Origin of the sequence: Tenacibaculum sp. M341 (assembly GCF_004337695.1) — a bacterium.
Lineage (GTDB): Bacteria > Bacteroidota > Bacteroidia > Flavobacteriales > Flavobacteriaceae > Polaribacter.
Map to the genome: position 1 here is coordinate 156,131 of NZ_SJXJ01000007.1, position 14,419 is coordinate 170,549.

Sequence of the window (14,419 nt, forward strand, 5' to 3'; positions counted from 1 at the left end):
ACCACTAATATAAAAAGAAAAAGTGCTGGTAATTATTAGAAATCACCAACACTCTTAAAATAAATAATCCCCAATTGATTACTAATTTATATGTAAAACAGATTCGCTAACCTGTTTTCTAACTTTCTTTAAGTCTTTCATGTAGTCATCTTCAGCTCTGTAACCTACTGGTAAAACTAAAACCGATTGTAAGTTTTTTGAAGATAAATCTAAAATCTCATCATACTTTTCAGGAACGAAACCTTCCATAGGACAAGAATCAATTTTTTCAACAGCACAAGTAGTTAAAAGATTACCTAAAGCGATGTATGCTTGATTTTTATTCCATTGGAATAATTCCTCTTTACTTTTTCCTTCTAAGCTATTCAATAAAAATTCTTTGAAAGGATTTAAGATTTCGTCTGGAGTATTTCTTGTTTCTTTTACTCTTTTAAAGTATTCTTCAACAGTATCTGTACTAAAGTTTTTTGGTATACAAATAACCAATACGTGTGAAGCTTGAGTAACTTGTTGTTGATTCCAAGAATGCTCTACAAGTTTTGCTTGCACTTCTTTGTTTTCTACAACTACTAAAGAAATAGTTTGCAACCCGTAAGAAGTAGCAGTTAAATTAAATGCTTCTTTTAATGTGTTAATTTGTGCTTCAGAAATAGATTTATTTTCGTCAAATTTTTTAACAGCATAACGCCATTGCAAGCTTTCAATAATACTCATTTACATTTAGTTTTGTGCAAAGTTACATTTTATTTTCCATGGAAAGTAATTTTACGATAAGAAAAAGTTATAATTAAATATTAAAAAATTATTAGGTGTGCTGATCTATAATTTTGATAAATGTTGAAGGCTCGGGTCTAACTCTGTAATTATCTGTTAAATCGGCAAAAATGATGTTGTTATTTTTATCTGTAATAATAACAGTAGGCATTACAATATCAGATTTAAAACCAAATAATTGAAATCCAAATGGGAGTCCGTTTGTATCAATAATTTGAAGTTTTGTAGCTACTTTGTTTTTAAGATCAGTTAAAAAGTGAAAAGGAACTTGATGTTTTTTAGCTAAGCTTTCGGTAAATGAATGTGGCTGAGAACTAATTAAAAGTACCGAAGCTTTTCTTTTTTCTAACTCTTTATATTCATTTACTATTTCTTTGATTTGTGCCATGCAAAGCGGACACCAATTACCTCGGTAAAAAATTAAAATTTTGTAGTCACCTTCAATATTGTGTAAGTTGATTTTTTCTTTAAAGGTGTTTTCAAAAGTATAATCTCCAATTTTAGTTCCAACTTTTAAAGCATTCCTATTTCTGTTTCCAAAATTAGAATACCAGAAAAGGTATAATAACCAACCTATAAATAAAACTAAAGTAGAGTAGAACTCATTACTTTTTATGTTGGTTAAATTCAATAACAAACTAATGGTAATAACACTTGTGTAGATTAATAAGTTTTTAGAGGTTCTTGCTCTAGGAATTGTAAATAATAAAGCAAAAAATAAAATAACACTTAAAGAAGCTAAAATAGCGCCCGCAACGTTTAGGTTGAATTTAAAGTTGATGATAGACATTACTAAAACAACGATAGCTGCTAATGGGTAACTACTGATGAATAATGATTTTAATAAATTTTTCATACTTTTATTGACGAGAAAGATTGCTCAAATTTACAAAGCTATGAAAGAAAAGTTTCTACATTATGTATGGAAATACAAGTTGCTAGATTTTAATCGTTTAAAAACCATTGATGGAGAGCGTATTTATATTGTAAATACGGGACAAGAAAATACAAATACTGGTCCTGATTTTTTTAATGCTAAAATTGAAATAGAAGGACAGTTGTGGTTTGGAAATGTAGAAATTCATATAAAATCATCTGATTGGTATTTACACAAACATGAAAAAGATGAAAACTACGATGCAGTAATTCTTCATGTTGTTTTTGAAAATGATGCTACCATTTTTATGAAAAACAATAAGCCATTACCAACTTTAGAGTTAAAGAATTTCATAGATAAGAATGTTTATGATAATTACATAGCATTATTTTTTACTGAGAATAAATGGATTCTTTGTGAACAGCAACTTTCTAAAACAGATGACTTTTTAATGCAGAATTGGCTAGAAAGATTGTTTTTTGAAAGGTTAGAGCGTAAAGCAGCTGTAATTAAAGAGTTGTTAGAAAAAACGAATAATGATTTTGAGGCTGTATTGTTTCAGTTGTTAGCAAAAAATTTTGGGCTGAAAATTAATGGAGATGCTTTTTTACAGTTAGCAAGTTCTGTAGATTATTCAATAGTAAGAAAACTTCAAAAAAATGAATTACAACTAAATGCATTGCTTTACGGTCAAGCGGGCTTTTTAAATGAGGATTTAGAAGGGACTTTTTATAATGAGTTACAAAAAGAATATGAGTACGTAAAGCATAAACATTCTTTAAAAGGAGGAATGGCAAAGCATCAGTTTCAGTTTTTTAGAATGCGACCATCCAATTTTCCTACCATTCGTATAGCTCAGTTATCGGCTCTATATTATAAGCAGCATCATTTGTTTTCTAAAATTATGAGTGCTGATAGTGTTTCAGATTTATATGTACTGTTTGATGTTGAGATTACTGATTTTTGGAAAACTCATTATACTTTTGAAAAGGAATCTAAAAAGTCGATTAAAAAACTAACGAAGTCATTTAAAGATTTATTAATTATCAATACCATTTTACCATTAAAGTTTGTGTATTTGAAAAGTATTGGAAAGTTAGAGGAAGAGGTTTTTATATCCTTATTAGAACAAATAAATCCTGAGAAAAATTCAATAATAACTAAGTTTAATGAAATAGGAGTAAAAACAGAAAGTGCTTTTAAAACGCAAGCTTTATTAGAACTTAAAAACTCTTATTGTAATAATAAAGATTGTTTAAAGTGTGCTATTGGTAATAGACTGTTACGAAAATGATTTTTAACAGGAGTTAAGAATATTAGAAGTTAAGGAGTTAAGTGGTTTGAGTGTTTTGTAGTTTCTAACTTCAGATATCCAACAATAGACCTTCTACTATTTAATATTATATATGCGGAAATAAATTAATTTGTAGCGAAAATGACTTTGTTTGGTACTTTACAATATCTTAAAAACGATCTAAATAATTAAATTATATATTTGTTAAAAATAAGTAACCATGAAAAAAATTTTAATTACCATTTTCGCCGCATCATTATTTATTGTTGGTTGTAAGGAAGAAGGTGGAAAATCTGAAACAAAAACAAATAATGAAACAACTTCTGTAGAAACAACATCTAACGAAGCAGAATCTGCATCAAAAGATTCTAGCGGAGATGCTATTTGTTTATTAGATAAGTTATCAGTAAGAGAAACTCCAAAATCTAAAGGAAAGTGGGTAACTTCTATGAGTTTAGGAGAGAAAGTATACTTTACAGGTGAGAGACATACAGATTCTGTTACTAAAAAAGAATACTTAAAAGTAAAGTTAATTGATGGTAAAGAAGGATGGGCTAGAGAACCATTTTTAGCTGTTGATGGTAAAGTTGGGGTAATGACTAATGATGCGAATGTTTATAAGAGACCTGACTTATTAACTAAAACTGATACAAAATATAGTCCGATGGATATTGTTGCGGTAATTGCAACGCAAGATGATTGGGCACAAGTTAAAGGTAAAAGAGCTGAAGGAAAGTATATTGAAGAGGTTTGGGTAAAAGCAAACAATATTTCAAATAAGTCTGTAGATATTGCTGCTGGTAAGTTTGCAAGTATTGCTATGACAAAAGGTAGTATGACAGATAGAATTAAAGCTTTAGAAGACATTGTAAGTAATCCTGATTTATCATCATCTAGCTTTATTAGTGTTATTAAAAACAAAATTGAAGATTATAAAACTAAGAACGTTCCTGTGGATGTTCAAGATGCAAAAGTTGATGAAGACTTTTAATTAATTTGATATTAAAAAAACTATAAGAAAAACTGTTTAGAATTCTCTAAACAGTTTTTTTTTGAAATTTATATATTGAGTACGCAACCAAATGAAAGAGATAACATCTATATAAAAACATTTATAATGAAAAATAAAATTTACTTAATAGCTTTAGTATTAATTGGAGGTTTCTTGTGTGCTTGTAATTCTGAAGAAATTATACATCAAGATAAATTTGAAACTAGTTTTAAATCTTGGAGAAGTTTTAAGAAACAATCAAAAAATGCTTACAAGTATGTTGTAAAAAATAGCTCATGGATTGGTTTAAGTTGGGAAACTACTATAACTGTAGAAGATGGAATTGTTATTCAGCGAGTGTTTAAATATACAGAGATTGATCCTTCAATAAATATAGATCAGGATGATTTAGAGTGGGTAGAGGAGGGGAATGACATAGGAACTCATAATAACGGAGCATCACCAATAACCTTAGATGAAATTTATGCAGAAGCAGAGAATAACTGGTTAAAAGATAGAGATGATGTAATTATTTATTTTGAAACAGAAAATAACGGTATGATATCAATCTGTGGTTATACTAATAAGCAGTGTTCTGATGATTGTTTTATAGGAGTAACTATTAAAAGTATAGCAAAGCTTTAAAATAATTAATAAATTGTTGTATAAAAAAAGACCTATTTAGAAACTTCTAAATAGATCTTTTTTATGTGATTAAGTTTAAATTTTAGTATAAACTCTTATATTTTGTAGGATTTGATTCGTTCATAATTTCATAAACTTTTTCAAAAATATCTTCTGCTGAAGGCTTAGAGAAATAATCTCCATCAGTACCATAAGCTGGTCTGTGAGCTTTAGCAGTTAATGTTTGAGGTTTACTATCTAAATGAACATATCCATTTTGATTTTCAACAATTTCTTGTAATAAGTATGCTGAAGCACCACCAGGAACGTCTTCATCAACAACTAATAAACGATTCGTTTTAGCTAAAGACTTAACAGTATCGTGATTAATATCAAAAGGTAATAAACTTTGAGCATCTATAATTTCTACGCTAATATTTACTTGTGCTAAATCTCTTGCAGCTTCTTCAACCAATCTAAGAGTAGAACCATAAGATATAATAGTAATATCAGTACCTTCTTTAATAGTTTCTACTACGCCAATAGGAGTTTTAAACTCTCCTAAGTTAGTTGGTAACTCTTCTTTTAAACGATATCCGTTTAAACATTCAACAATTAAAGCTGGATCATCTCCTTCTAAAACAGTGTTGTAAAAACCAGCAGCTTTAGTCATGTTTCTAGGTACTAAAACATGAATTCCTCTAATGTTATTTATAATTCCTCCCATTGGAGAACCAGAGTGCCAAATTCCTTCTAAACGGTGTCCTCTTGTACGAATAATTAAGGGTGCTTTTTGTTTACCAAAAGTTCTGTAACGAAGAGTTGCTAAATCGTCACTCATTATTTGTAAAGCATATAAAAGGTAATCTAAATACTGAATTTCAGCAATAGGACGTAAACCTCTCATAGCCATTCCAATTCCTTGCCCTAAAATAGTAGCTTCTCTAATACCTGTATCAGAAACTCTTAATTCACCATATTTTTCTTGTAAACCTTCTAATCCTTGGTTCACATCTCCAATATGTCCAGCGTCCTCTCCAAAGATTAATACTTCTGGATACTTTTTAAGAATAGCATCAAAGTTTTCTCGCATAACAATACGAGCGTCTACTATATTTTTTTCTGAAGCGTATACAGGAGATTCGTTAGAAACATTCGTAGCAGCTAATTCAGTTTCACTTAGTAAATGTGCAGAGTATTTTACTGCAGCGTCTTCAATTCTTTCTTTAATAAAATTCTGAAGAGTAACTTTTTCAGCAAAGTTTTCATCTACTAATAAACGTAAACTTTTACGACAAGCAATTAAAATATCTTTTCTGATAGGTTCAGCAATTGCTACTAAGTCGTTTTTATATTTTGTGATAAAAGAAGCGTTTTTACTTTTGTTAGCTACTTTTTCAAGTAAGTTAACAGCAGTTTGAACTTCTGCTTTTATTTCGTTTATAAAGCTACTCCAAGCATTACGTTTTGCAGTACTAACTTCTTTTTTTATAGCTTTATCTAAAGCGATTAATTCTTCTTCGCTTTCTACAAAACGAAATACATTTCCGCTTTCATCTGTAAGTTCAAATTCAAGAATCCATTTTCTCATTTGAGTAATACAATCAAATTCTTGTTCCCATTGTAAGCGGTCTTTTGATTTATATCTTTCGTGAGAACCTGAAGTAGAATGACCTTGTGGTTGTGTTAACTCTTTTACATGAATTAAAACAGGCACGTGTTGTGTTCTTGCAATTTCTGCAGCTTTGTTATAAGTATCAATTAACTTTACATAATCCCATCCATTAACAACAAAGATTTCATAACCATTCGTGTCGTTTTCTTTTTGAAATCCTTTTAAAATTTCAGAAATACTTTCTTTAGTAGTTTGATGTTTGGCATGTACAGAAATTCCGTATTCATCATCCCAAACACTCATTACCATTGGTACTTGTAAAACACCAGCGGCATTAATAGTTTCAAAAAATAACCCTTCACTAGTACTAGCATTACCAATAGTACCCCAAGCAACTTCGTTACCAGCATTAGAGAAGTTAGTAAAACTTTCTAATCCTTTTACGTTTCTGTAAATTTTAGAAGCTTGAGCTAAACCTAATAATCTAGGCATTTGCCCAGCAGTAGGAGAAATATCTGAAGAAGAATTTTTTTGAGCAGTTAAATTTTTCCAGTTTCCATTTTCATCAATAGAATGAGTAGCAAAGTGCCCCCCCATTTGTCTACCAGCTGACATTGGCTCTTGAACAATATCAGTATGTGCATATAAACCTGCAAAAAACTGTTGAGGGGTAAGTTCATCAATTGCCATCATAAAGGTTTGATCTCTGTAATACCCCGATCTAAAGTCTCCGTTTTTAAAAGCTTTTGCCATAGCTAACTGTGGCACTTCTTTACCGTCTCCAAAAATTCCAAACTTTGCTTTTCCTGTTAGTACTTCTCGTCTTCCTAGTAAACTGCACTCTCTACTAGTCTTTGCAATTTTATAATCGTTTAGTACTTCTTGCTTAAAATCGTTGAATGATAATTCTTGCGAATTTGAAACGGCTACACTTTGACTCATAAATAAAACTTTATTTGCTGTTTTTGCAAAGATAGTTTTTTTAAATGATATTTAAAAATATTGTGTTTTTTTGATTAAATCGCAAAAAACAACAGAATTTCGTTTTTTTGTTGAATTTTTTATAAAATTCCTCGTCGAATAAAATTATAAATTCGATCTAGATTGGTTGTAATCACAAAACGGATTTTAGTTGGATAGGCTGGTTGATTAATTTCAAAACCTTCATTAGTATAAATAGGAAAGTAAAATTCGAAGATGTTTGGTATAAAATTGATGCGAATACCATTTTCATAAAAGAAACGATGTTTTTCATTTCTACTCTTTAACATGGCAGCATCATTATATATTTCTACCCATTTCCAAACACTAACATTCGTATTTACAGAAGCCATTAATTGATTGGCTAATGTAGGTTTGTTGAAAAAAGATTTAAAACCTCCGTCAGAAACAACAAATTGCTGACTAAATAATCCAGAGCTTTCTGATCTACCAAATAAATTTTGTTCAAATAAATAGTCAGAACTTCTATTTAAACCGAAACTAAAAAAGTTACCTGTTGAATTGTTGGAAAGAAAGAAGCCTCCAAAAAATCTTAACGTGAAACTTTGTTTTTCATTAAAAAACTTTAAATAACGAATGTCGGTAGAAAATTTCGTGAAGTTATCTGCAAATTCAGCATTCACAGCATATTGAAATCTTCTAATAACATCTGGTTTGCTATATACATACCTAAAGTTTAAAATTTGGTATTTATCACTTTCTGTTTCAGTATCTGTAGGAGCAATTTCTCTATTTACATTTACTAGTCTTGATAATAGAAATTTTGTTCCAACATCTCTTAAAGTATTTCTTCTGAATTGTATGCTTACTGAAGGGGCAAAAGTGTTATAACTTAATTCTGGCGCATAATGAAAGTTACTACCACCTATACCATATCGGATTTTATAAATTTTTGAATCTTCAAAAAAATGATCATATCCCATAGAAAAAGAACCAGTAAGATTTCTACTTCTAAAAGCATATTTAGGTTTTATGTTAAAGTTGAAATTATGCCTAATAACAGCTCTATTATTAAAACTAACACCAAGTTGTACACCATCATATAAATTATAACTAATACTTGGATTAAAAAATATTTGGGTATAATAAGGATCTTCAACATCTTGTAAAAAACGAAACTGCAAAGGTTTACTAATAATAGAGTTATTAGTGTTTTTAAAGTTGTCTAATGAGTTGTGTTCAGGATAAATTTGCTCATAATTCAAAGCAAAACGGTTAAAATCTCCTGCTTTTACTTTTACAGTTTTAATAGAATCAACATTAGTGATCCACTTTTTAAATTTGATTTCTTTGTTTTTGATACCATATAAAGATACCGGTGCTGTAATATTCCTTTTGTTTTTAATAGTTATTTCTATAGAGTCTTTAGATTTTGACTTTTTAACTTTTTTTATTTTATAATCAATTTTTTTAGCTGTCTGTATGTAATCTCCAAAAAACCAATTAATATCCTTATCAGTTTTATTAGTTAATATTTTTCTGAATTCCTCGGAAGAGGAAATTTTAAGTCTGTTTTTTTGATAAAATTCTTGAAACGCTTTTTGTAATGTTTCATTCCCTAAAAAATCTTGTAAATAACGAAAACCAAGTCCTGCTTTATATTGACTAACCACTTTTCTATTAAAGTTAGATAGAGAGTCCGCTCTAGTTGTTAATGGCTGATCGTAAAAACGTCTGGCGCTAAATTGATATAAAAAAGCTTGTTTATCGTTTTGTTTCAGTTTAGCTAAATTATATTTTCTAAACCCCCAAACCTTTGAGAATCTTCCAAAAACAGTAATATCAGGATAATACTTATTAATGTATTCCATTAATAAAAAAGTTTGTACACCATCACATAACCAATAATCAGTACGGTTGTTTAATAATAGTACATCATCAATATATTTACTAACCAATGCTTTAAAAAATCTAATTTCCCATTTAAAATTTTCAGGATACGGTTTTAGCCAATCAGGAATTCCATAGATATCTCTTAAAGAGTTTTTATTTACGGTATTACCATCTACTAAAATTTCAGGATGTGGATGTTTACCTGTAAAGTTTTCAATAAAATCTATTTGACGATTGATAATATCATTTGTTTTTACCAAGTCGATTCTTTTATCAAAAATGTCTGTTTTAATTTGAATTTTTTGAGTTTTAAATGTTTTGAATCTTTTCTTTTTATTCAAATTTAAAATGATGTCTTTTTTTCTACTTCCAACTAAGTAGTACTCTGTAATACTATCTTTTGTTGTTTGATGTTGGTATAAATTACTTTCAAGATGTAAGTTTGAAGGTGTTTGGAGTTCAATAACAAAATCAGCAATATCTTCATACAAATCATCCATGTTAAGATTACTCATAAGTTGCCAACCATTTTTATGTACTGCCGGAGTTAAATACCAAAAGCGCAAATGATATCCTTTCGAGTACCTACCATAACCTGTGAATTTTACTTTTGGAATTTTTAAAAGGTAATTAGCAGAGATTTCAATACTATCCTTAGGTTTTAAAGGAGTGTTCAGTTGAAGTTCAATAATATCTTGTTGATTTTTAACTTCTCTAAAGTCAATTAAAACATTATTTCCTGTTATTTTTTGTATGCTAGAATATCCTCTTTCTGAGGGTTTAGAAAAGTAGAAATCTTTTTTATAGTCTTGAACTAATCTTTTTCCTAACGGAGTTTCATTATTTTTAAAACTATTTCCCCAATTGTGTAAATAAATTGAGTTTAATGTTTTTTCAGAAGTATTGTAATACACAATTTTCTGTTGAATATCCATTAAATGTTCGTTAGTATTTAGTGAGGCTTTTATGTGTATACTGTTTTCTTGAGCCAGAACTAAATAGCAGCTTAAAAAGAAGGACAGTGATAAGAGGTTTTTTTGGAAAACTAACATTAATAAAAATAAAAAACTCGTTGCGAAAAACAACGAGTTGAATATAAAATTTATTTTATAATTTTTAGGTTAAAATTTGTTTATTCTAGTTAGAAGTTTGGCTTTAATTGATATTTAGCGTAGAATTTGTTAAAATGTTCAACAGCTTCTTCAGCAGTGTCTACAACTCTAAATAATTTTAAATCCTCAGGACTGATATTTCCTTCTTCTAATAAGGTATTCTCTATCCAATCTAATAAACCACTCCAGAATTTTTTACCCACTAATACAATTGGGAAGCGTCCAATTTTATGCGTTTGAATTAAAGTAATAGCTTCAAAAAGTTCATCCATAGTTCCAAATCCACCTGGCATTACTACAAATCCTTGTGAGTATTTTACAAACATTACTTTACGTACAAAGAAGTAATCGAAATCTAAACTTTTACCTGGATCAATCCATGGGTTATCATGCTGTTCAAAAGGAAGTTCAATATTTAAACCAACAGAAGTTCCTTTTCCTCTATTTGCTCCTTTATTACCAGCTTCCATAATACCAGGACCACCTCCTGTAATAACACCAAATCCATTTTGAGTTAATTGATAACCAACTTCTTCAGCTAGTTTATAATATTTATGATCTGGTTTTGTACGTGCAGAACCAAAAATAGAAACACAAGGTCCAATTTTACTTAATCTTTCATAACCATCAACAAACTCAGCCATAATTTTGAAAATAGCCCAAGAGTCATTGGTTTTTATTTCATTCCATGTTTTTTGTTGCAATTTTTCACGGATCTTTCTATCGTCATTTGTCATAGTATCAAAATTTATAAGACTTGCTAATTTAGTTCTTTTTATTTGATTTATTTCAAAATGATATAATTTTTAAATAAGAAGGTAAAGTTTTCTTTCATAGCAATTTTTTCCCCTCAAATTTCTTTCATAACAATTTTTCTTTTTCAAAGCGATTTTCCCTTTTTCATATTCTTCTTTAGCATAGTAATTTATCTTTTCATAGTTTTCTTTTTTAAGCAACTTTTTTTTTGAATTAACATCGAACAAATCTTTCTCAAAACTTAAAATGTTTCCATTTTATTTTTTTTCTCCATTTTGATAGCATTTTTTTACTTTTCATAGTTTTTTCTCTTTTTAGCAATTTTCTTTTTCAATTAATAATTAGTAACTTTTAAATCTTAATAACTACTTTAATGTGTGTATAGTTTTAAAATGTTACCCATTTGATTTTTCTTTTTTAATTATTCTTTTTCTAGCATTTTTTTGCTTTTCATAGTTTTTTCTCTTTCTAGCAATTTCCTTTTTTAATTAACAATTAGTAACTTTTAAATCTTAATAACTACTTTAAAGTGTTTATAATTTTAAAATGTTACCCATTTGATTTTTCTTTTTTAATTATTCTTTTTCTAGCAATTTTTTTTACTTTTCATCGTTTTCTTTTCAAACAACTTACTTTTCATTTAACATGAGCAATCTTTTTATATTTATCAACTATTGTTATGTGTTTTTAAATTTAAAATGTTACCCATTTTTTTGATTTTTTTCTTTGCAATTTTCCCTTTCAAAATAACGGCACGTAATCTTTAATTTTGATTACTGCTAGTATGTGTATGAAAGTTTAAGATGTTACCCTCTTTTTTTAAAGAAAAATAAAATTCCTGATATTACTATCATAGAAAGTAGTATGTAGTACAATGTGTAATTAGCATTAAAAGTAGGACTAGTATCACCAATTAATACGAATGAAGCCCAGTAATAAGGCGATTTTTCAGATAAAGAATGGGTTTTTAAATAATTACGTTTGGCATTATTTAAAGCAGCAGATTTAGTTTGATTATTTTTTAGGTTTTTATAAAAATCGGTAATAATAGTTGAACTAGTAGCATCATTTACTTTCCAAAGAGAAGAAATTACAGCATTAGAACCTGAGTAGAAGAATCCTCTGGCTAAACTCAATACACCTTCACCTTTTTTAATTTCGCCTAAATTTGTTTCACAAGCACTTAAAACAACTAAGTCAGCATTGTTTTTGTAGGTATATAACTCGTGTAACTGCAAAGAATCTTTATTGAAATGAATGACAGGATTGTTAGAAACATTAGCATGAGTAGCCAAATGAATAATTTTAGCATTTTCAGATGTTTCTAAGAAATTTTCTTTAGAGGCCTTTTCATTGGTGTAACTTTCAGTACTCAATAACTTATCAATTGTATTGATTTCTTTTTCTGAATACACAAGAGAATTAAGGTTCGTATTATCAAAATTAATAGGGGCAAAGCCTATAAAATCTTTATCTTGTTTTCTTTTGATATTTTTATTGATGTTTAAAAAAGACATTGAGTTAGCATAACTGATGTCGTTATTCTCGACTAAATACGTTAGATCTTGATTATTTGTATTTAAAGCTTCAAAAGGAATGTTTTGTAATTCATTATCAGGGATAATAATTAATTTTTTTCCTTTAATTAGATTTTTAATTTCTTCAGAAGGAAATAATTGATCATATAAATTAGATGAAACTTTTTTAAAGTTAGTTAGTTCTTCTTTATCTTTTAAAGGCTTGGTAATGAACTGACGAAATTGATCAAGATTATTGATTGTTTTTTGAGCATCATCTATTTTAAAAGAAACAGTTTTATCTTTAGAAATAACCAAACCAATAATTGCTTTTTTATTTTCTTCTGTATGAAAATCATCGTAATAAGTATAGTTGTTAGCATAAGAAACTACTATGGTATTTTTATCTAACTGCTTTTGAACTTCATTCAATTCTACTTGTTTTACTTTATTTTTATTTTCAAAATAATCAGGATACAGTTTCTGAATAGAATCGTTAAAATTTTGGTAGTTAAATTTTAAAGTAAATAATGAATCTTTAAGTTTTTTTGAATCGTTTTCGTTTTCTATGTCAGCTTCCAGATTTAAAATTTCCTTTCGAAATTTTAATTCTTCATTTACTATATGATTTGGTAAATGAATTTTATAATTGTTTTCATTAACACTCTGAGCTAATAAAAAGGCTTTGTTTTTTTCTAGATAATTAAAAACTTGTTTTCGATTACCTAATAAATGAGCGGCATAACTTCCCATAAAATAGATTTGAGAAACATCTTCACGCCATAGGAGTTTACTTTGGTTTTCAGAACTATTTTTTAAAGTTATTTGTACAAGTTTATTTGCAATACTAATAGTGTTAATTATTTCATCTAAATATCTTGTGTTTTTTGATTTTTGGTAAAGTTTAAGTAAAATATGAATTTTACTTTTAAAAGCATAGAAAATATTTCTTTTAGCTCTAGTTTGAATGTATTGTAATTCTGTTGGAGGTATGTTTTCGTCGGAATCAATTTCAAAACTAATATTAATAGACTTTTGAATATTTTTTATGGCTAAATCAAATTTATTTTTTGTGTAATAATAATTAGCAAGATTTCTATAAATTTCAGCATAAGTAGTTTTCAAACCATTTTTAAAACCATTAGTGGCTTTTGTTTTTTTACTTTTACTGTAAAATTTACTTTTATTTAAATAATACAAAGCACTATCACTTTTATTTTTTAAGTGTAATTCTCCGTAGTTCATGTAATTTGAAACTTTATAAAAATCATTTTCATGTTCATGAGCTTTTCTTATGGCTTTTAAATAGTGATATTTTGATTTTTCAAAATTAAAAATAGATTTGGAGGAATGAAGAGTCCCTAATGCACTGTGAAGTGAAATAAACTTTCTATTTGTATTAATTTCAGGTATGTTTTTTATTAAACTATCAGATGTATTCAAAAACTTTATTCCTGTTAAAAGATCCTTTTTTGTATCGATCAAATTACATATTGATGCTAGATGAACTGAGAATGTGGTAAAGTTTTTTATACTGCTATTTTTTTTTAACTTTTTTAAAATATTCAATCCTTGAACATAATGTTCAATAGATTTTCGATATTCTCCGATTTTTCCATATGAATTTGCTAGACCGCATAAAGACAAAGCTTTCGTTTCTAGAAAAGTATTGAGACTAGAAGCTTCTTTAAATATAGGAATAGCATTATTGAATTTATTTTCGCTCAAATAGTAAGATCCGAGAAAATATAAATAATTTTGGAAATATTTCTCTTTGATATTATGTTTCTTTAGAATTGAAATATGCTTGAGACCATATTTTATAGCTAAACTATTATTTTTCCTCTTATAAAAATATCTAGAAAAGGCATAACTATATCTAATGTTCTTTTCTAAACTATCTTTATAGACATACAGTACACTATCGGCTTTTTTTTCGTTGTATTTAGGTAATTCTTTCTTTTGTCCTTCAGTTTTTATAAAGGATAAAAGAAAAAGGAAAAAGAAAGAATATTTAAGCATAA

General features: G+C 28.0%; 9 protein-coding genes. 3 read left to right on the forward strand and 6 right to left on the reverse strand.

The annotated features are described in order from the left end of the window. Window positions 1-81 precede the first annotated feature (81 nt). The gene (locus tag EYW44_RS09720) at window positions 82-714 is read right to left on the reverse strand and encodes an NAD(P)H-dependent oxidoreductase (protein WP_132723476.1); all 633 of its coding nucleotides are present in this window, start codon (window positions 712-714) and stop codon (window positions 82-84) included. Between the two features lie 91 nt (window positions 715-805). Then, on the reverse strand, window positions 806-1,630 hold the full coding sequence (locus EYW44_RS09725) for a redoxin domain-containing protein (protein WP_132723477.1): 825 nt from the start codon (window positions 1,628-1,630) through the stop codon (window positions 806-808). 40 nt (window positions 1,631-1,670) lie between these two features. Between EYW44_RS09725 and EYW44_RS09730 the strand changes: the two genes are divergently transcribed. The 3 genes from EYW44_RS09730 (at window position 1,671) to EYW44_RS09740 (ending at window position 4,581) form a co-directional block, all read left to right on the forward strand. Further along, window positions 1,671-2,945 carry a DUF2851 family protein gene (locus EYW44_RS09730; protein WP_132723478.1) on the forward strand — a complete coding sequence of 425 codons (1,275 nt, stop codon included), beginning with the start codon at window positions 1,671-1,673 and terminating at the stop codon, window positions 2,943-2,945. A gap of 220 nt (window positions 2,946-3,165) precedes the next feature. Beyond that, on the forward strand, window positions 3,166-3,936 hold the full coding sequence (locus EYW44_RS09735; protein ID WP_132723479.1) for an SH3 domain-containing protein: 771 nt from the start codon (window positions 3,166-3,168) through the stop codon (window positions 3,934-3,936). A gap of 126 nt (window positions 3,937-4,062) precedes the next feature. After that, window positions 4,063-4,581, forward strand: a complete 519-nt coding sequence (locus tag EYW44_RS09740; RefSeq protein ID WP_132723480.1) for a hypothetical protein — start codon at window positions 4,063-4,065, stop codon at window positions 4,579-4,581. 82 nt (window positions 4,582-4,663) lie between these two features. Here the strand turns inward: EYW44_RS09740 and EYW44_RS09745 are convergent, their stop codons facing one another. The 4 genes from EYW44_RS09745 to EYW44_RS09760 form a co-directional block, all read right to left on the reverse strand. After that, a complete protein-coding gene (locus EYW44_RS09745; RefSeq protein WP_132723481.1) occupies window positions 4,664-7,117 on the reverse strand; it encodes an alpha-ketoacid dehydrogenase subunit alpha/beta in 2,454 nt (817 codons plus the stop codon). A gap of 119 nt (window positions 7,118-7,236) precedes the next feature. Beyond that, window positions 7,237-9,945: an aminopeptidase gene (locus tag EYW44_RS09750; RefSeq protein WP_132723482.1), complete on the reverse strand. Its 2,709-nt coding sequence runs from the start codon at window positions 9,943-9,945 to the stop codon at window positions 7,237-7,239. 206 nt (window positions 9,946-10,151) lie between these two features. Beyond that, window positions 10,152-10,859: a TIGR00730 family Rossman fold protein gene (locus EYW44_RS09755; protein WP_132723483.1), complete on the reverse strand. Its 708-nt coding sequence runs from the start codon at window positions 10,857-10,859 to the stop codon at window positions 10,152-10,154. A gap of 825 nt (window positions 10,860-11,684) precedes the next feature. Continuing rightward, window positions 11,685-14,417: a CHAT domain-containing protein gene (locus tag EYW44_RS09760; RefSeq protein WP_132723484.1), complete on the reverse strand. Its 2,733-nt coding sequence runs from the start codon at window positions 14,415-14,417 to the stop codon at window positions 11,685-11,687. Between the last annotated feature and the right edge of the window lie 2 nt (window positions 14,418-14,419).